At 59.6% G+C, this 18,626-nt stretch carries 19 protein-coding genes; 5 read left to right on the top strand and 14 right to left on the bottom strand.

Annotated features, from left to right (window positions below; all coding sequences use genetic code 11):
* Positions 1 to 15 precede the first annotated feature (15 nt).
* The 3 genes from ACVDG9_RS04360 to ACVDG9_RS04350 all read right to left on the bottom strand — a co-directional run bounded on the left by ACVDG9_RS04360 (position 16) and on the right by ACVDG9_RS04350 (position 3,542).
* The gene (locus ACVDG9_RS04360; protein WP_031269731.1) at positions 16 to 1,305 is read right to left on the bottom strand and encodes a M16 family metallopeptidase; all 1,290 of its coding nucleotides are present in this window, start codon (positions 1,303 to 1,305) and stop codon (positions 16 to 18) included.
* Between the two features lie 4 nt (positions 1,306 to 1,309).
* Positions 1,310 to 2,716, bottom strand: coding sequence for a threonine synthase (gene thrC / locus ACVDG9_RS04355; RefSeq protein WP_077290726.1), 1,407 nt, complete (start codon positions 2,714 to 2,716; stop codon positions 1,310 to 1,312).
* A 229-nt stretch (positions 2,717 to 2,945) separates the two neighbouring features.
* Positions 2,946 to 3,542: a YqgE/AlgH family protein gene (locus ACVDG9_RS04350; RefSeq protein ID WP_023002014.1), complete on the bottom strand. Its 597-nt coding sequence runs from the start codon at positions 3,540 to 3,542 to the stop codon at positions 2,946 to 2,948.
* Positions 3,543 to 3,726: 184 nt separating this feature from the next.
* Between ACVDG9_RS04350 and ACVDG9_RS04345 the strand changes: the two genes are divergently transcribed.
* Positions 3,727 to 4,548: a protein-disulfide reductase DsbD domain-containing protein gene (locus ACVDG9_RS04345; protein ID WP_447237358.1), complete on the top strand. Its 822-nt coding sequence runs from the start codon at positions 3,727 to 3,729 to the stop codon at positions 4,546 to 4,548.
* A 131-nt stretch (positions 4,549 to 4,679) separates the two neighbouring features.
* Positions 4,680 to 5,168, top strand: coding sequence for a peroxiredoxin (locus tag ACVDG9_RS04340; protein WP_055657820.1), 489 nt, complete (start codon positions 4,680 to 4,682; stop codon positions 5,166 to 5,168).
* A 269-nt stretch (positions 5,169 to 5,437) separates the two neighbouring features.
* Here ACVDG9_RS04340 and ACVDG9_RS04335 read toward each other — a convergent pair whose 3' ends face one another.
* The 8 genes from ACVDG9_RS04335 to coxB all read right to left on the bottom strand — a co-directional run bounded on the left by ACVDG9_RS04335 (position 5,438) and on the right by coxB (position 12,136).
* A complete protein-coding gene (locus ACVDG9_RS04335; protein WP_289807259.1) occupies positions 5,438 to 6,199 on the bottom strand; it encodes an SURF1 family protein in 762 nt (253 codons plus the stop codon).
* Positions 6,200 to 6,226: 27 nt separating this feature from the next.
* Positions 6,227 to 6,622, bottom strand: a complete 396-nt coding sequence (locus ACVDG9_RS04330) for a DUF983 domain-containing protein (protein WP_447238286.1) — start codon at positions 6,620 to 6,622, stop codon at positions 6,227 to 6,229.
* 80 nt (positions 6,623 to 6,702) lie between these two features.
* A complete protein-coding gene (locus tag ACVDG9_RS04325; protein WP_023002019.1) occupies positions 6,703 to 7,575 on the bottom strand; it encodes a cytochrome c oxidase subunit 3 in 873 nt (290 codons plus the stop codon).
* 45 nt (positions 7,576 to 7,620) lie between these two features.
* Positions 7,621 to 8,229: a cytochrome c oxidase assembly protein gene (locus ACVDG9_RS04320; RefSeq protein ID WP_023002020.1), complete on the bottom strand. Its 609-nt coding sequence runs from the start codon at positions 8,227 to 8,229 to the stop codon at positions 7,621 to 7,623.
* Positions 8,230 to 8,239: 10 nt separating this feature from the next.
* Positions 8,240 to 8,401, bottom strand: a complete 162-nt coding sequence (locus ACVDG9_RS04315; protein ID WP_023002021.1) for a cytochrome c oxidase system small membrane protein — start codon at positions 8,399 to 8,401, stop codon at positions 8,240 to 8,242.
* Between the two features lie 4 nt (positions 8,402 to 8,405).
* Positions 8,406 to 9,341: a heme o synthase gene (locus ACVDG9_RS04310; protein ID WP_031269734.1), complete on the bottom strand. Its 936-nt coding sequence runs from the start codon at positions 9,339 to 9,341 to the stop codon at positions 8,406 to 8,408.
* 150 nt (positions 9,342 to 9,491) lie between these two features.
* The gene (gene ctaD, locus ACVDG9_RS04305; protein ID WP_023002023.1) at positions 9,492 to 11,087 is read right to left on the bottom strand and encodes a cytochrome c oxidase subunit I; all 1,596 of its coding nucleotides are present in this window, start codon (positions 11,085 to 11,087) and stop codon (positions 9,492 to 9,494) included.
* Between the two features lie 77 nt (positions 11,088 to 11,164).
* Entirely contained in the window at positions 11,165 to 12,136 is a 972-nt protein-coding gene (coxB, locus tag ACVDG9_RS04300) for a cytochrome c oxidase subunit II (RefSeq protein WP_055657816.1), read from the bottom strand.
* 586 nt (positions 12,137 to 12,722) lie between these two features.
* Here coxB and ACVDG9_RS04295 point away from each other — a divergent pair.
* Complete coding sequence (locus tag ACVDG9_RS04295; RefSeq protein WP_051990219.1) at positions 12,723 to 13,196, top strand: invasion associated locus B family protein; 474 nt, start codon at positions 12,723 to 12,725, stop codon at positions 13,194 to 13,196.
* Between the two features lie 82 nt (positions 13,197 to 13,278).
* Here the strand turns inward: ACVDG9_RS04295 and ACVDG9_RS04290 are convergent, their stop codons facing one another.
* A complete protein-coding gene (locus ACVDG9_RS04290) occupies positions 13,279 to 15,072 on the bottom strand; it encodes a monovalent cation:proton antiporter-2 (CPA2) family protein (protein WP_023002027.1) in 1,794 nt (597 codons plus the stop codon).
* A gap of 299 nt (positions 15,073 to 15,371) precedes the next feature.
* On the opposite strand from ACVDG9_RS04290, the gene ACVDG9_RS04285 reads away from it, so the two are divergent.
* Positions 15,372 to 15,986 (top strand): AraC family transcriptional regulator, encoded by a 615-nt coding sequence (locus tag ACVDG9_RS04285; protein ID WP_447237357.1) that lies wholly within the window; start codon positions 15,372 to 15,374, stop codon positions 15,984 to 15,986.
* Between the two features lie 36 nt (positions 15,987 to 16,022).
* Here ACVDG9_RS04285 and ACVDG9_RS04280 read toward each other — a convergent pair whose 3' ends face one another.
* Together ACVDG9_RS04280 and tldD are read right to left on the bottom strand one after the other, a co-directional pair.
* On the bottom strand, positions 16,023 to 16,637 hold the full coding sequence (locus tag ACVDG9_RS04280) for an HAD-IA family hydrolase (protein ID WP_023002029.1): 615 nt from the start codon (positions 16,635 to 16,637) through the stop codon (positions 16,023 to 16,025).
* A 21-nt stretch (positions 16,638 to 16,658) separates the two neighbouring features.
* Complete coding sequence (tldD, locus tag ACVDG9_RS04275; protein ID WP_023002030.1) at positions 16,659 to 18,083, bottom strand: metalloprotease TldD; 1,425 nt, start codon at positions 18,081 to 18,083, stop codon at positions 16,659 to 16,661.
* Between the two features lie 312 nt (positions 18,084 to 18,395).
* Here tldD and ACVDG9_RS04270 point away from each other — a divergent pair, with 312 nt between their 5' ends.
* Positions 18,396 to 18,608, top strand: coding sequence for a DUF2093 domain-containing protein (locus ACVDG9_RS04270; RefSeq protein ID WP_023002031.1), 213 nt, complete (start codon positions 18,396 to 18,398; stop codon positions 18,606 to 18,608).
* The last annotated feature ends 18 nt before the right edge of the window (positions 18,609 to 18,626 follow it).

Genomic DNA, 18,626 nt, shown 5'->3' with positions numbered 1-18,626 from the left:
CTTGTTCTGTCCGACTTACATGGATGCGGCCCGCAGGACCGGGCTTTGCTGAAGCCGTCCTGCGAGTTCGTCCGCAGTCATGATACCGTCAACCGGGCCGATCGCAGTCAGGGTCGGCACCGTGCCCACGAAAGTCTCGTGCGCGACCCTACGGATGTCGGCAGCCGTCACCGCTTCGATCTTCGAGGAAATCTCGTCCGGATCGAGCACGCGGTTGTGCACGAGGATCTGACGGGCAATCTGTCCGGCGCGGGCTGCCGGGCTTTCCAGCGCCATCATCAGTCCCGCGCGGATCTGCGCCCTGGAGCGGGCGACTTCCTCGTCGGTGATCGTCTGGGTGGCGGCGATCAGCTCGTCCACGATCATCGGCATCAGCGCAGCCAGGTCTTCCTGGCTTGTGGCCGCATGCAGGCCGAACAGTCCGGTATCGGAAAACGCCCAGTGGAAGCTGTAGATGGCGTAGCAAAGGCCGTGCTTCTCGCGGATTTCCTGGAACAGGCGCGAGGACATGCCACCGCCCAGGACCGATGCCAGGATCTGGATGGCGTAATAGTCCTTGGACTTGTAGGGCCGGCCTTCGAAACCGATCAGAACCTGTGCTTCCATCAGTTCCTTCGGCCGAAGGGTTTCGCCGCCGCGGTAGCGTGCTTCTGATTCCGGAGCTGCAGGCTCGGAGTTGAAACCACCGAACTTCTCGCGGGCAAGAGCGACAAGCTCTTCATGATCAACCGCGCCGGCAGCGGCCAGCACCATGTCGGGTGCCCGGTAGCGATCGGCGAGATAGGCGTTGAGTGCGTCGCGGTTGAACCCCTGCACCGTTTCCGGCGTTCCGAGGATCGGCCGTCCGATGGCCTGGTCCGGCCAGGCGGTTTCCTGGAACAGATCGAAAGCCTGATCGTCGGGGGAGTCGTTTGCCGCGCCGATTTCCTGAAGGATCACATGTTGTTCGCGCGTCAGCTCCTGAGCATCGAATGTGGAATTCTGCAGGATGTCAGCGAGAATATCGACCGCAAGCGGCGTGTCCTCAGCCAGGATACGCGCGTAGTAATTGGTGTGTTCGATGCTTGTGGAAGCGTTCAGCTCACCACCGACGGCCTCGATCTCTTCTGCGATGCCACGCGCCGTGCGGGTCTTGGTGCCCTTGAAGGCCATATGCTCCAGAAGATGGGTTATCCCGTTCTGATGCACATTCTCCGCGCGGGATCCGGTTCGCACCCACACGCCAAGAGCCGCCGTTTTCAGATGAGGCATCTGGTCGGTGACGACCGTCATCCCGTTATCGAGGATTGTTGTTTGTACTTTCATATGCTCACACCCCAGCAGTAACGGCCCGGGCGTGATCTTCGATGTATCGCTCCACCACGCCCTGATCCGCCGCCAGAACCTGCTGGCGCTCCTCCGCAGTCATCATATCCTTCAGGTTTTCCGGCAGCTCCGGCCGGTTTCCTGAAGCCCTTTCCACCGCATCCGGGAATTTGGCCGGATGCGCCGTGCCCAACACCACCATCGGTGTCTCGCCGTTATCATGGTCTTTCGCCACATGGACACCGATTGCCGTGTGCGGGTCCAGCAAATAGCCTGCCTCGTTCCACAGTTCGGCAATGGTCGATGCCGTTTCGTCCTCGTTGCAACGGCCTGCGCCGAAGACCGCGCGCATGGCGCGGAGTGGACCTTCCTCGATCTCGAAACTGCCGGACTGGCTCAACTGGTTCATCATGCGCCGGACTGCCGCGCCATCGCGTCCGCAGACCTCCGCCAGAAGCCGCTCGAAATTGGAGGACACCTGGATGTCCATGGACGGAGAAATGGTCGGCGTCACGCCGCGCTTTTCATAACGCCCGGTCTTGAGTGTCCGCGCCAGGATGTCGTTGACATTGGTCGCCACCACCAGCTTCTCGACGGGAAGCCCCATCTGCATGGCTGCATAGCCGGCAAAAATATCACCGAAGTTGCCGGTCGGCACCGTGAAGGAGATCTTGCGATGCGGCGCGCCAAGAGCAGCGCCTGCGACGAAATAATAGACGATCTGCGCCAGGATCCGCGCCCAGTTGATCGAATTGACGCCGGAAAGGGCAACCCTGTCGCGGAAGGAGAAATGGTTGAACATGCCTTTGACGATGGCCTGGCAATCATCAAAGTCGCCGTTTAGTGCCAGGGCATGAACGTTCTTTTCCGCTGGGGTCGTCATCTGGCGGCGCTGCACGCTGGAAACGCGTCCGTCGGGAAACAGGATGAAGATATCGGTGCGCTCGCGCCCGCGGAAGGCCTCAATGGCGGCGCCGCCGGTGTCTCCGGATGTTGCGCCGACAATGGTCGCGCGCAAGCCGCGCTCGGTCAGGACATAGTCCATCATCCGGCCAAGCAGCTGCATCGCGACGTCCTTGAACGCCAGCGTCGGGCCGTGGAAGAGTTCAAGGATGAAAGTGTTCGGTCCGGTTTGAACAAGCGGCGTCACGGCCGGGTGGCGGAAGCCATCATAGGCTTCTGCAATCATGGACTTCAGATCGTCTTCGGGAATGGCGCCGGCCACGAAGGGCGAAATAACCTCGAAGGCAACATCCTGATAGGGTTTACCGGCGAAAGACGCGATGGTGTCGGCATCAAATTGCGGCCAGGTTTCGGGTAAATAAAGTCCGCCGTCGCGTGCGAGCCCCTGTAGCAGGACATCGGAAAATTCCAGAACTGGTGCTTCACCACGCGTACTGATGTATTTCACCGCGCAACGTTCCTCTTGCTTTGTTTGTCGCGGGACGCCCGCGTCCCCTGCCTGTTTGCCAGACCTCTGATGCGAGAAGGATCAGCCTACTTGAATTCCGGCAGATTTGAAACAAACCATGCCATTGATGCGACTTACGCGCCATAACATTCAAGCGCAAGTCGCTTTTGGCTAAAATGATGACCGTGAAGAGACAAGATTTGCGAAACCGGCCGTGACGTCAGCGCCGTCAGGCGTGCCCTGCATCCGCATAGAGCATGGCGGGGTCGATACCCATGCTGGCGAGCGCGCGATGCCATTTCTTGTCGGAGGCCTGATCGAACAGGATGTCCGGATCGGCCGGAGCCGTCAGCCACCCATTGGCCTGGATTTCGTTTTCAAGCTGCCCCGGAGCCCAGCCCGCATAACCGAGGGCCAGCATGGCCTGGGTGGGGCCGGTCCCTTGCGCAAGCGCCCGCAGGATCTCCAGTGTTGCCGTCAGGCAGATGCCGTTATCAATGGCAAGGGTCGACTGGTTCAGCATGAAATCGTCGCTATGCAACACGAAGCCGCGTTCGACCTCCACCGGGCCACCCTTGTGGACGCTCATGTCGCGGACTTTCGACGGCAGGCGAATGGCACCATCGTCGTTGACGATATCGAGTTGAATCAGAAGCTCTTCCAGTGACAAATGGCGGGCCACCTGGTTCACCACGAGGCCCATTGCGCCCTGGTCCGAATGAGAGCACAGATAAATCACAGAATGTTCGAACCGGCTGTCTGACATGCCCGGCATCGCAATCAGAAACTGACCTTCAAGGGAATCTGTTGCTGCGGATCCGGCCATGCGTACCTCGTTTTCTGTTGACGCTCTCTGCCCAAGGGAAAGCATAGCCCCTTTGCCGGGCTTTGTTAATGTCTGTTTGTGCTCGCCGAATGGCAACCGGCTCACTTCAGCGTCACAAGGATATGACCTGGATTGCCCAGTCTGGCCGATGACGCTTGCCTGAAACTCGTGTAGCAAAGAAGGCATGAAACGCTCTGTCCTTGCCCTTGCGCTCACTATTTTTGTTTTTGCTCCACCCGCCCATGCCGCCATGACCGGCTGGACGGAAGTTCAGGGAGGCGCCGTCAGGCTGATCGCCTCGGGCCCCATGAAGGACGGCCATTATGAAGCCGGTTTGGAGTTCCTTCTGGAACCGGGCTGGCACACCTATTGGCGCTATCCGGGCGAAGCCGGAATTCCGCCCCAGATCGACACGACCGGTAGCGAAAACATCAAGGCCACCGAGGTGCTCTATCCTGCGCCGGAGCGCTATGACGACGGCTTTTCTGAATCAATCGTCTATCACAATGGCATTGTTCTGCCGCTGCGGGTCGAACCTGAAAATCCCGGTCAAACCGTGACGCTTTCCCTGGACGTTTTCTTTGGTATCTGCAACGAGATCTGCGTTCCCGGAGAGGCCTCCATGACGCTTGATCTGACCCCGGATGACCAGACCGACAGCCTTGCCCAGACACTGATCCTACGAGACCTCGAGGCCGTGCCTGCCAAGCAGCCGTCCGCGGATCTGAAGATAAGTGCGATAGCCCTGTCGGCATCGGGCGATGCAGTGGAGATCGAGGTCCAGGCGCCTGAAGACACCACGCCGGATCTTTTTGCAGCAGCTCCCGAAGGCTCCTATATCGGCCTGCCTAAACCTGCCGGCCAAGGCGGTGAAAAGACACTCTGGCGCTTGCCACTCAAAGGCATGAAAACAACTGAGACCGACGCCGATCTGCGCCTTGTGCTGACTGCGGGCGGTCGGGCGGTCGAGCAGCTGTTTCCCATTGATCCGGCCTGGGTGAAATAGAAACTGCCTCCTGCCGGTCTGTCTATCGAACCGCTTTTGCCTCAACTTCCCTCGACGGATAGCCAACAAAGCCCTATCTGTGTCGCGGGGCTGCCGTTTCGCCGCAGCCGGTCAATCAAGGGATATTCACTATGACACTTTCTGTTGGGGATCGTCTTCCTGAGGCAACATTCAACACCATGACCGCGGACGGCCCCGGCGAAATATCGACCGGCGAGCTGACATCCGGCAAAACCGTTGTGCTGTTCGGCGTGCCGGGTGCCTTCACCCCGACCTGCCACATGAACCACCTGCCGGGCTTTATCGAGCATGCGGAAACGCTGAAGAACAAGGGTGTCGACACCATTGCTGTCCTGTCCGTGAACGACGTCTTCGTCATGGACGCCTGGAAGAAAGCCTCCAGCGCCGGCGACAGCATCACATTCCTGTCCGACACGGCTGCCGGCTTTGTCGAAGCCGCAGGCCTCGGCCTCGGGCCGGCACCGATCTTCGGTCACCTGCGCTCACAGCGTTTCGCGCTGATTGCCAAGGATGGCGTGATCACCTTCCTGGCGATTGAAGACGCTCCGGGCGAAGCCGTAAAGTCCGGTGCCGCCGCAATCCTGGAAGCACTCGGGTAAGCTGTTTGCAAGCTTGCAAGAGAAATGATGAAGGGCCCTGCGGGGCCCTTTTTTGATCGCCCCCTCTCAGCAGATCATCCCGGACGCAGCAATGCGGAGATCGGTGACTGGAGAGCCGAAGGCTTTTCAACCTGCCTGCTGATAAAAGTAAAGCTGTGGCTTCCCGATCCCGGCTCGCGCTTCGTTTGGCCGCGACGACGACCGAGAGCCTGGGTTCTCCTGCCCCTCCGGAGCCAAGTTCTTTCGCGTCACGAGGCCACCAGCACCACCTACTTGGTCGACGTTTCACCCGCCTGCCGTTTGCGCGGCCAAAGGATACTTGCCGCGTAAGTCAGGTAGACACCGATCAGCGTTGCCGCCAGACCGAACCAGGTCAGCGCATAGCCGAGGTGGTCGTTCTTGAAATGAACGATGGTCTCCCCCGCCTGTGGCAGACCGGACGGCGGCGTGAAGGAAGCGTCGAGATCTATGCTGAAGGGAGCCAGCCTGGCGGGATCGAGGCCCAGTTCTGCTGCCATGGCATCCGTATCACGTGCGAACCAGATACGATCTTCCCGACCGGGTTCCGGCGTTGTCCAGTTCGGTTTTTCACTCAGCCGCAAAAGGCCGGTCAGCTCCCAGGCACCATCAGGCGGCGTGATTGCCTTTTCGCGCGAAGCCTTGTCGAGGCCTTGTGGCAGGAAACCGCGGTTGACCAGAACGATCCACTGCTGATCCGTTTCGAAAGGTGCATAAACCATCACCCCGGGCCCGCTTACTGGCCCGACTGGATCAGTCAGCGCGGTGTAATAGAAGACCGCCCCTTCCAGGAAACGTCCGGTGAGCCTGACATGGCTATAGTCGTCAGAGGGGGCAAGGTCGCCCCAGGCCCCAGGTTCGGGTGCTGTTTCCGGCGGGGTCGAAACACCGGCTTCCACCTGTTCGATGAGGTTTTCTTTCCAGGCCAGGCGGTCGAGCTGCCAGAAACCGAGATTGAGCAGAACCACCAGAGCCGCGATGGCGGCGAGTGTCGGGATAACGAGTTTACGCATGAGATTGTCTTCCCGGGACCTGCCCGGTCAATTGTCGTCCTTGCCGGTGTCCAGTTGACCTTCGGCAGCCTTGTGCCGGAACTGAAGCGCAATCATGAGGCCTTTCAGCGGTCGAAGCACTCCGCCGGCCAGCAGGATCGTCAGCGGTAGCCAGAGGAGCAGGTGTACCCAGATCGGCGGCTGGTAGGAGAGTTCGACGAAGAGCACCAGACCGACCACGATAAACCCGACGATCATGATGACGAAAACCGCCGGGCCGTCACCACTGTCGGCGAAAGAGTAGTCGAGCCCGCAGGCCATGCAGGATTTCTTGACGCTCAGGAAACCGTCGAAGAGCTTCCCCTGGCCGCAGCGCGGACACTTGCCCGACAGGCCTGCGGAAACCGGATTGACCGGTGGAAAATGCGCCTTGTCTTCCATGATGTGCCTCAAGCCTCAGCTGAAATGAAAACGCCCGATCCGGTGGCCGGATCGGGCGTTGCTCGTGCCGGTTTGGCGCGATCCTAGTGAGCGGCCGGTGTGCCTGCGCCCCAAATGTAGATGGAGACGAACAGGAACAGCCAGACGACGTCAACGAAGTGCCAGTACCATGCGGCGGCTTCGAAACCGAAGTGCTTCTCGACGGTGAACTGACCAGCCAGTGCCCGGAACAGGCAGACGGCCAGGAAGATGGTGCCGACGATAACGTGGAAACCGTGGAAACCGGTCGCCATGAAGAAGGTCGCGCCGTAGATGTTGCCGCCGAAATCGAACGCGGCGTGCATGTATTCGTAGACCTGGCAGACGGTGAAGAGAACACCCAGCAGAACCGTAAGGGTCAGGCCCCACTTCAGGCCATCGCGGTCATTATGCAGCAGCGCATGGTGTGCCCAGGTGACCGTCGTGCCGGAGCACAGCAGGATCAGGGTGTTGAGCAGCGGCAGGTGCCAGGGATCGAATGTTTCGATGCCGGCAGGCGGCCAGTGACCGCCAGTTGCCTCGACACGGGCAAACTGAATGGCTTCGCTGGTGAACAGCGATGCATCGAAGTAGGCCCAGAACCATGCAACGAAGAACATCACTTCAGAAGCGATGAACAGCAGCATGCCGTAGCGAAGATGCAGCGAGACCACCCGGGTGTGGTGACCCTGAGCAGATTCGCGAACGGTGTCGCGCCACCAGCCGAACATCACATAAAGGACGATCAGCAGCCCGATAGCGAACAGGCCCCAGCCGGTGAGATCCAGGCCAAGCAGCACGAACTCCGTGCCCTGTGCATATTTCATGAAGCCGATGGCACCCAGTGCCATGACGAATGCACCGACGGATGCGATGAACGGCCACGGACTCGGATCGACCAAGTGGTAATCGTGGTTTTTGGTATGTGCCTCAGCCATCGGCAAGCTCCCCAAAGACAGTCATTTCAAGCGCGGATGCGCCAATCACTCGAATTTTGTTTCAGCTGCGGCCTTCTCGGCCTTTGCTGCAACAGGACGTTCCGGTTCTTCTACCGGGAAGAAGGTGTAGGACAAAGTGATTTCCTTCACGTGTTTCAGCTCAGGATCCTTGTCCATTTCCGGGTCGACGAAGAAAACGACCGGCATCTGAACAGTCTCGCCGCTTTCCAGCGCCTGCTCGGTAAAGCAGAAGCATTGCAGCTTGTTGAAATAGGCTCCGGCCGTCGGCGGCGACACGTTGAAAGTCGACGTGCCGACGGTCCTGCCGGAACCTGTGTTGGTTGCCACATATTCCAGTTGGGCGGTTTCGCCCATCTGGAGCGTGACCGAACGCTGCACCGGTTTGAATTTCCAGGGCAGCTCGTGATTGACGTTGCCGTCGAAGCGCACGGTGATCTTGCGGTCGATGATCACGTCGCTTTCAGCCGTGGCAACCTGCGTGGTGCCACCAAACCCGGTGACACGGCAGAAAAGATTGTAGAGCGGCACGGCGGCATAGGCCGCCCCGACCATGAACATGAACACGCCAGCGCAAACCACCGCGACCTTGCGGTTGCTGCGTGACAGGTTTGAAGTGTCTTGTCCGTTGCTCACACGATCTCCCTCAAAGCGCCCGGTCCAGGATACCGGGGCCCAGTTTGACGATGGTCACGACATAGAACAGCACGACGAGGCCGCCGAGCACGCAGGCGATTGCAATCGACCGCGACCGGCGCTTCTTCTTCTGCTCTTCGGTGAGCGCAATGCCCTGCTCTTCCTTGGCCATCACGTCACACTCCTGCAATCAGGCTCTCGCCCAGAAGCAGGGCAAACAGCATGAACAGGTAAAAGATTGAAAACTTGAACAGACGCCAGCACGCGGCCTTCGCCGGATCGCCCTCGCGCTTGCGCCAGACGTCAAAGGAAAGGCCGACGAAGATGGCACTCAGAAGAGCGGATGCAATGCCGTAGACGGGGCTTGCAAAGCCAAGCAGATAAGGCGCGACACCGATAGGTGCGAGCAGGATGGCGTAGGCAAGAATATGATGCCGTGTCACGGTCTCGCCGGCGACAACTGGCAGCATCGGTATCTTGGCGGCCTGATAGTCGCCGTTCTTGACCAGTGCCAGCGCCCAGAAGTGCGGCGGTGTCCACATGAAGATGATCAGGAAGAGCACGAAGCTTTCCAGGCTTACACTTCCGGTAACGGCTGCCCAGCCAATCATCGGAGGAAACGCCCCGGCTGCGCCGCCGATAACGATGTTCTGCGGCGTCGAGCGCTTCAGCCACATCGTATAGACGATCACGTAAAAGAAGATGGTGAAGGCCAGGAACGCACCGGCAAACCAGTTGACCAGAAGGCCGAGCAGCACAACCGAACCGATGGACAGCGTCACACCGAAGGCTAGCGCTTCCTCACGCGTGACCTTGCCGGCCGGGATCGGCCGCTTGCGGGTGCGCGTCATGACTTCGTCGATGTCGGCGTCGTACCACATGTTGAGCGCGCCGGAAGCGCCTGCTCCGATGGCAATGCACAGGATTGCGACAACGCCCAGCACAGGATGCACGGAGCCTGGTGCCAGCATCAGGCCGACAAAAGCGGTGAAGATGACCAGAGACATCACACGCGGCTTCAGGAGCGCCACATAGTCGCTCACCGATCCCATGCCGCCGTCCCAGACAGCGGTTTCCTGGCTCATCATATCCTGGCGCTCAACGAGCGACATAGGCGCGTCCTTTGAATTCTTGTTTTCTTCCGCGATCCAGGGATCGCGCATCCGGGTGCACATGGCCCGGCAGATTTCTTTAAAGGGAGCACCGCGCCGGCAACCGGCGCGGTGCTGATCTTGACCGGGAGGCGAACCTCCCTCCGCGAATTACTTGATGCGCGGCAGGGTCTCGAACTGGTGGAACGGCGGAGGAGAAGACAGGGTCCACTCCAGGGTCGTTGCACCTTCGCCCCACGGGTTGTTGCCGACAACGCGCTTCTTGGAGAACGCTTCGACGATGCCGAAGAGGAACACCAGAACCGCAAAGGCCGAGATGTAGGAGCCGATGGAAGAAACGAAGTTCCAGCCGGCAAACGCATCCGGATAGTCGACATAGCGGCGCGGCATGCCGTTCAGACCCAGGAAGTGCTGCGGGAAGAACACCAGGTTCACGCCCACGAAGGTGATCCAGAAATGGGCCTTGCCGATCGTCTCGTTGTACATGTAGCCGAACATTTTCGGGAACCAGTAGTACCAGGCCGCGAAGATTGCGAACACGGCACCCAGCGACAGCACGTAGTGGAAGTGAGCAACCACGTAGTAGGTGTCGTGGAACGAACGGTCGAGACCGGCGTTGGCGAGCTGCACACCCGTCACACCACCAACGGTGAACAGGAAGATGAAGCCGATTGCCCAGACCATTGGCGTGCGGAACTCGATGGAGCCGCCCCACATGGTGGCGATCCAGGAGAAGATTTTCACGCCGGTGGGAACCGCGATCACCATGGTGGCAGCCACGAAGTAGGCCTGCGTCTCGGAAGACATGCCGACGGTGTACATGTGGTGCGCCCACACGATGAAGCCGACGACGCCGATGGCGACCATGGCGTAGGCCATGCCCAAGTAACCGAAGATCGGCTTGCGCGAGAAGGTGGAAATGATGTGGCTGATGATGCCGAAGCCCGGCAGGATCAGGATGTACACTTCCGGATGACCGAAGAACCAGAACAGGTGCTGGAACAGGATCGGGTCACCACCACCGGCAGGTGCAAAGAACGTGGTGCCGAAGTTACGGTCGGTCAGCAGCATGGTGATGGCACCAGCCAGAACCGGCAGGGACAGCAGCAGCAGGAACGCGGTGATCAGCACGGACCAGGCAAACAGCGGCATCTTGTGCAGGGTCATGCCCGGCGCGCGCATGTTGAAGATGGTCGTGATGAAGTTGATGGCACCGAGGATCGAGGATGCACCTGCGATGTGCAGGGCCAGGATCGCCAGATCCATCGCCGGTCCGGGCTGACCGGACGTGGACAGCGGCGGATAGATGGTCCAGCCACCACCGACACCGTTGGAGCCCGGAGGACCTTCAACGAAGAGGGAGAGAAGCAGCAGCAGGAAGGCCGGCGGAAGCAGCCAGAAGGAGATGTTGTTCATCCGCGGGAACGCCATGTCCGGCGCACCGATCATGATCGGCACGAAGTAGTTGGCGTAGCCGCCGATCATGGCCGGCATCACCATGAAGAAGATCATGATCAGGCCGTGAGCGGTGGTGAACACGTTGAACAGGTGCGGATCGCCGAAGAACTGCATCCCCGGTTCCTGAAGTTCCATCCGCATGCCGACGCTGAGCGCGCCGCCAACGATACCTGCCATGATAGCGAACATCAGGTACATGATACCGATGTCCTTGTGGTTGGTCGAATAGACCCAGCGGCGCCATCCGGTCGGATGGCCATGTGCCGCATGTGCTTCGGTCGCAGCCATTTTGGGCTCCCTCTTTCAGACTTTCTCAGCGGCGCTGCATGACATCGCGCGCATCGCCAAACAGGATCGCCGCCGCATTATTTCGCGGCGACAGAGATCTCTTCCAGCTTGCCTGCGGCAGCCAGCTTCTTGGTATCGGCGATCGATGCCAGGAGCTGCTGGTTTGCAGTGTCCAGATCGTCCTGAGCGGCAGTTGCCCAGGTCTGGAACTGATCCTTGGAAACCACCCGGACCGCGATCGGCATGAAAGCGTGAGCCTTGCCGCAAAGTTCTGAACACTGACCGTAGTAGACGCCTTCCTCGCGAGCGTGGAACCAGGTCTCGTTCAGACGGCCCGGAATGGCGTCGACCTTGACGCCGAAGGACGGCATCGCGAAGGAGTGGATCACATCCTCAGAGGTCACTTGCATACGGACCGTGGTGTCGACCGGAATGACAAGATCATAGTCAACGGACAGAAGGCGCGGAACTTCGTTCAAGGAGACACCGCGAGCGTCGGCAACTTCCTGGCGTGCCGCCAGATCTTTTGCAGGATCGCTAGGGTCACCGATCATAAGCGAATCGAACGCCAGTTCACCCATGTTTTCATCGGTGTACTCGTAACCCCAATACCACTGGTAGCCGATCGCCTTGACGGTCATCTCGTATTCGGGAATGTCGAGCTGCTTGTAGAGCAGCCGGAAAGACGGGATCGCGATCACGACCAGGATCAGGATCGGCGCAACCGTCCAGACCACTTCGATCATGGTGTTGTGCGATGTCCTGGACGGAACCGGGTTCTTTTTCGCGCTGAAGCGGGTCATGCAGACGATCAGCAGCGCAAGCACGAACAGCGTGATTACGGTGATGATCACCAGGGTGAACCCGTTGAACCAGGTAATGTCGTCCATTACATCGGTAACAGAGGCCTGAAAGCCCAACTGCCATTCCTTGATGCCGGATTCCGCTGCCAGGGCCGCTGTCGACACTCCAGCAAAAGTTGCCGCCGCACCGGCCATAGTCATGAGACGCTTGAAGACTGCCTTCACGTCCGCGCTCCCTTCCCTCATCCGCCTGAAATGGCGGAAAATGCTAAATTTCCGGACTCAGATCCGGTCCAATCCGGTGCGGCAGTAGCGGGCTTGGCGGCGCTGCGCAAGCCAAATCTGCTGCGTCCTGGCGTTGGACAAGGTCATGAGTTTGACCGGACTATAACCACAAACTCATATAAAGGGCGATGGCTACCATCGGGCATAGCGGCGATGTGCCGCATCATTCCACCGACACCTTTGAGCCGCACAAAAACCACAAGAAACGCCGAGCTGCAACGGAATTTCCAACTTTTCACAGCCACCTGAAGCTCTCTGTCATTTGACACGGGTCAAGGACATGCGAATTTTCGACAAGAATTGCGGCTAATCCTTCGGTTCCTGAACTGCCGGACTGGAAACGTGCGCCGTCATGCGGCAATGTCTGGCCTAGAATTACACCTTGATTCGCCAAGCAGGCCGCATCTTTTTTGGCAGGCCGACCAAAAGCGAACCGGACAACGATTGACTGGAGGATTTCTTGTCAACCCAATTGCCGCAGTCACTGGCTGCCCGCCCTAACGGACGTTCCAGACTGTCTTTTTCCAAACTCGCGGCCGTTGCCGGGATCGTCTTCAGTTCGTTGACTTACGGAAATCTGCCCGCCGCGGCACAAGGCGAGGTCCGCTCGACTCACGGCGACTGGCAAATGCGCTGCGACACGCCTCCCGGTTCCACCGGTGACCAGTGCGCGCTGATCCAGAACGTCACTGCGGCCGACCGGGAAAACGTCGGGCTTTCCGTGATCATTCTGAAAACCGCCGACAAGCAGGCCCGCATTCTCAGGGTTCTCGCACCGCTCGGCGTGTTGCTGCCGTCTGGTCTTGGCCTCAGGGTCGACAACGCCGATATCGGCCGGGCCGGTTTCGTCCGCTGCCTTCCGAACGGCTGCATTGCCGAGGTCATTCTCGAAGAAGATCTGCTGAGCAAATTGCAGGCCGGCTCTCAGGCGACCTTCATCATCTTCCAGACCCCGGAAGAAGGGATCGGCATCCCGATTTCGCTGAACGGGTTCTCCGCAGGCTTCGACGCCCTGCCCTGACGCGGAAACGCAAGCAACCAAACGAAAGGCGCCCATTCGGCGCCTTTTTTGTTTCCGAAATCCTGGTGAAGAGCCTTGCCGTCTATTCCGCGGCTGGTGCGTCAGGAGCGTTCGCCTCCATCGACCGGCGCGGCGTTACCTTGTGCAGCTTGTCGGCGCCGGCAAACATGCCCTCACGCAGTTGCTGGGCAAGCCGCTCCTCGTCCCGGTCGCGGACGTCTTCCTCGATCTGGTCGATCCGGTCGAGGGGAGTTCCCAGTGCCTCGAGTGCCGCCCGGCCGAAGACGACACTTGATTCGAAGGTTTCACGAATCTGGAAATCGACGCCCCGTTTGGTGAGATCCAGCATATGCGCGCGGTCCGTCGCCCGGCAGAAGATCAGTGCCTCGGGGAAGCCTTCTCGAACGAGGTCGATGGCCTTGCCCATCACCTTGTCGTTCTCGATACACATGGCAACCAATGTTGCCTTGCCTGCCCCAGCCGCCGCCAAAACGTCTGCCCGCGTCGCATCGCCGTAATAGACCTTGTAGCCCTGCTTGCGGGCGTAGGCGATACGGTCCGGCCGGTTGTCGATGGCGGTGATCTCAAGCCCTTCGGATGTCAGGAACTGGGCCACCACCATGCCGAAGCGGCCGAAGCCGATCACCAGCACGGTCGGAGTTGCCTCCTCGAATGTTTCGATCGACGGGTTTTCAACACCCCGTGCCTTGACCCTGGCCGCCAGCCGGTCCAGCCCGAGGCAGGCAACCGGCGTCAGCAACATGGTCAAGACCACAATCGCGTTCAGCTGGTTGACGGCCTGATAGCTCAACAGGCGTTCGCCGACAGCGGCGGTGAACAGGACAAAGGCGAATTCACCACCTTGAGGCAGCGTGACGGCAATGCGCAATGCATCGGAATTCGGCGAGCCGGTGCCCCGTGACAGAGCCCAAAGGAATATGCCCTTCACGCCCATCACACAGATGACGCCGATTGCGAGGATTTCCCAGTGGGTCATCACCAGGTAGACATCAAGCGACATGCCGACGGCGACAAAAAACAGGCCCATGAGCAAAGACCGGAAGGGCTCGATGTCGGCTTCAAGCGTATGGCGGAAACTCGATTCGGCCAGCAGAACACCTGCCAGGAACGCCCCGAGCGCCATCGACAGGCCGACCGCATGCATGATGCCGGCACTGCCAAGAGCGACGAGGAGAGCAGCTGTCAGCATGACCTCGCGCGCGCGGCTTGCCGCCAGCAGCAGGAAAATCGGCGACACCAGATATCGGCCAGTCAGGATAACGGCAGCCACCGCCGCCAGAACGATCAGGATCTCGCTCGCGATCTGGGTATAGGTGGACGGGCCTTCCCCCGGCGCCAGAATGGCGACCATCGCAAGCAGTGGCACGATGGCGATATCCTGAAGCAACAGGATGCCGAACGCGCGCTGGCCGTAGGCTGAGGAAAGTTGTCCGCGTTCCTGCAGGATCTGCAGCGCGAACGCGGTGGAAGAAAGTGCCAGGCCGAAGCCAGCAACCAGAGAGGTGGTGAAGGAATAACCGAACAGCCGCCCTATGGCGTAGAAGGTCACACCGGTCAGAAGCACCTGGGCCGTTCCGAGGCCGAAGATGTCACGCTTCATCCGCCAGAGTTTTCGCGGGTCCAGCTCCAGACCGATGACAAACAGCAGCAGGACGACGCCAAGTTCGGCGACATGAAGCACGTCCTCGCCCGAGCCGAGAAGCTTTAGGCCGTGCGGGCCTATAACGGCTCCGGCAGCGAGATATCCGACCACCGATCCAAGCCCCAGCCTTTTGGCGATCGGTACGGCGACGACCGTCGCGGCCAGAAACACGATCGATTCGGCAAAAAACGGAGGGGCTCCTTCTGCTGCCATTCCTTCTCCTTAACCGCATGGTCCCGACACGTCGCCTTCTTGTTTCAGGCGAATTCGGCTCACTTCAACGATATCAGAGAATACGCCCTATCCTTTAATCAAATCCAGCGACTGCAGCAAAAAAGTGCTTTATTTTCAATCAAAGGACAGCCCACACGCCGAGAACCGCACAAGCTGATTGCACGTTGGGTATTTGCTGCGTAGCGTTGCAGATGTCCGGTGAAAAAGTCTGGCAGGCAACGTCCAGTCCAAAGGCTGGCTATCTATCCCTGTACTCCAAGACGGAGCTCTTGCACCGCATGTCCGATCTGTTTGCCTCAATCGATGCCGCACGCCTTGCCTGCGGGTTTCTGCCGCTGTCTCAGATGATGGAAATCCTGGACGGAAATCAAGTTCTGGATCCCTTTTCCACGCTGGTTTCCGAAGGCGTATCGGCGGGCAGGAACAACATCTTTTATCCGGGCGTCACGTTGAAGACCTCATCCGGAGCAGAGATCCGGCTGGGCGACGACAACATTGTGCACTCCGGTAGCCATTTCGAAGCGTCAAACGGCAATATTCTGATCGGTAGCAAGAACCAGTTCGGCGAAGGCGGATTTACCGCCAAGGCCAACAGGCCCGGCGCGGAAATCCGGATCGGAAGCCATGGCCGGTTCCTCAACAACCCGGCCCTGTTCGGCAGATGCATGCTGGGAGACGGCAGTCAGATCCTCGGCAATATCACGGTCGACAGCTGCATACTGTCGGACGGAGGCTCCTTTCAGGAAGATGATCCGGACATGAGAGGCGGTCTGCTGAAAGGAAGCGGCGTTGCCAGGAACCTGAGCGTGGCACGCGGCATGGTGATAGCCGGAAACGGGAGTTTCAGTTCGGAAGACCTGCTGCCTCAAAGGCACTTTCACCCAAAGCCCTGACTGAAACACCCTGATCGCGCAAACCTGCGTTCCGGATCAGATCAGCCGACAAGCCCTCAGGAACGTTTCCAGGCCATCCACAGTCACGTAGTGATGGCCCTTAAGCCCGACGCTCTGTGCCCCTTCTATGTTTTCCGCGCGATCATCGACAAACGCACTTTCCTCGGGACCGTAGCCGTAGCGGCCGCAGATGCGCTCAAAGACCAGCGGATCAGGCTTGCGGGCTCCAAACTCAGCCGAGACATGGGCTTTCTCACCGAAAATTTCGACCGTTTCCGGCGCGCAGACGGGCAAGGCATCCTTCAAGAGCATGCCGTTGTTGGTCAGAAGCGCAATGTCTGCGGTCGTCTTCAGGCGGCGGACAAGCGACAAGACATTCCGGCGCGGGCGCATCATCTGCCGGCGCACATCCGCCCAGGTTTCGAAATCGATCGGAAACTCGAGCAGCCTTGCAAATTGCTCCAGATAGGCATCCGCCGTTGCAGGATCTCCCGCCTCGGCTGCATTCTCGTGAGGACCGCCCCAGACCGAGCGATCAATATCGGCCGCAGGCCTTCCTGTCAGCTCTTCAAGCAGCTTCAAGCGGATCTGGTGGTCATAGTCGTAGAGCACCAGATCCATATCGAAGATGACGAATTTTATGTCCGGCATAGGTCCTTCCAGGCGGCTTTGTCAGACCGCCGTCCCGCCTATGGTCATGGCATTGATGCGCATGGATGGTTGGCCGACGCCAACCGGCACGCCCTGCCCCTGCTTGCCGCAGGTGCCCATGCCGGGATCGAGCTTCATGTCGTTCCCGATCATGGAAACGCGGGTCAGCGCGTCCGGTCCGTTACCGATCAGCATTGCGCCTTTCAGCGGCGCGCCAACCTTGCCGTTCTCCACGCGGTAGGCTTCGGTGCAGGAGAACACGAATTTGCCGGAGGTGATGTCGACCTGGCCACCGCCAAAAGACACGGCGTAAATGCCGTCCTTGACCGATGCCAGGATCTCATCCGGGTCCTTGTCACCGGCCATCATTACCGTGTTGGTCATGCGCGGCATCGGGATGTGGGCGTAGGACTGCCGGCGGCCATTACCTGTCGGTTCCATGCCCATCAGGCGTGCGTTCTGGCGGTCCTGCATGTAGCCCTTCAGGATACCGTCCTCAATCAGTACCGTCCGGCTGGAAGGCGTGCCTTCGTCGTCCACAGTCAGCGAGCCCCGACGATCGGCAATCGTTCCGTCGTCAACGATGGTCACGCCAGGCGAAGCGACGCGCTGGCCCATGAGACCGGCGAACGCGGACGTTTTCTTGCGGTTGAAGTCGCCTTCCAGTCCGTGGCCGACGGCTTCATGCAGGAGAATGCCCGGCCAGCCCGGCCCCAGCACGACATCGAAGGTGCCGGCAGGTGCCGGAACCGCTTCCAGATTGACCAGAGCCTGACGCAGCGCCTCGTCGACACCGCCCTGCCAGTTTTCCGTGGTGATGAAACGCTCGAAGCCTTCCCGGCCACCGCAACCGAAAGAGCCGCTTTCCTGGCGTTCGTCATTGCCGGCGACGACGGAAATGCTGAGCCGCACCATCGGACGCACATCGCGCACCAGATGACCGTCCGCACGCAGGATCTCGACCACCTGCCAGGACCCCGCCAGAGACGCGGACACCTGCCGCACGCGTGGATCCTTTGCCCGCGCGTAGGCATCGATTTCCTGCAGTAGCTTGACCTTGTCCTCGAAGCTCGGCCCGCCAAGCGGATTTGCATCGGTGTAAAGCGTCTGGTTGGTGCGCGCAGGTGCTGCCGCGTAGCTACCCGAATACCCCTTCTTGACGGCGCTGACCGCATCGGCCGCCCGCTTCAATGCACCTTCGGAGATATCTCCGGCATGGGCGTAACCGGCAGCTTCACCGGCAACGGCTCTCAGGCCGAAACCTTGTGCGGTGTCGTAGTTGGCCCCTTTCAGGCGCCCGTTGTCGAAGACAAGGCCCTCGCTTTGCCGATATTCGACAAAAAGCTCGCCATCATCCGCTCCATCAAGTGCGTCCTGAGTGATCCGCCTTGCCGTTTCGAGGCCCAGGCCTGAAGATTCGATAAGATCGGTGGTGGAAAGGGTCATCTGTCTGTCCTGATTTCGCCCGGAGTGTCTGCCGATGCAGGTTGCATTGCCAGACCGGGCAATTTGGTTGTTTCTCTCAACATAGGCGTTTTGGCGCGCAAATCATCCCATAAGCGGAGAATTCCACTTGCCAGTCATACGGTACCGCACGCCGGAATGCAGTCGGGGCCGGGTTACCCTGCGCGGTTTTGAAGCCGACTGTCCCACAACGGGGAAAAGGCCCGCTGGCAAAGCTTTAACTTGCCCTCTCCTGCCAGTCTGCCATAAATGCTATCAAGACTTCCCGATAGACCGACAGCCAAACTGCAGATCATGAACCGCTACGAAAATCCGCGCATCCCCAATGAAGCCCGCGTCCGCTACCTGGACGGCGACTATCAGGTGGAAACACCGGGGACATTCGTGCGCTGTGCGGTCACCGGAACGGCGATCCCGCTGGACGAGCTGAAATACTGGTCTGTTGAACGGCAGGAAGCCTATGTCGATGCCAATGCGTCCATGAAGCGGTATCTGGAAACGCGCTGAGCCGCGTCAGGCGAAGTC

It is taken from the genome of Roseibium sp. RP-7, from assembly GCF_053005225.1.
This window is presented reverse-complemented; position numbering and strand designations above follow the sequence as displayed.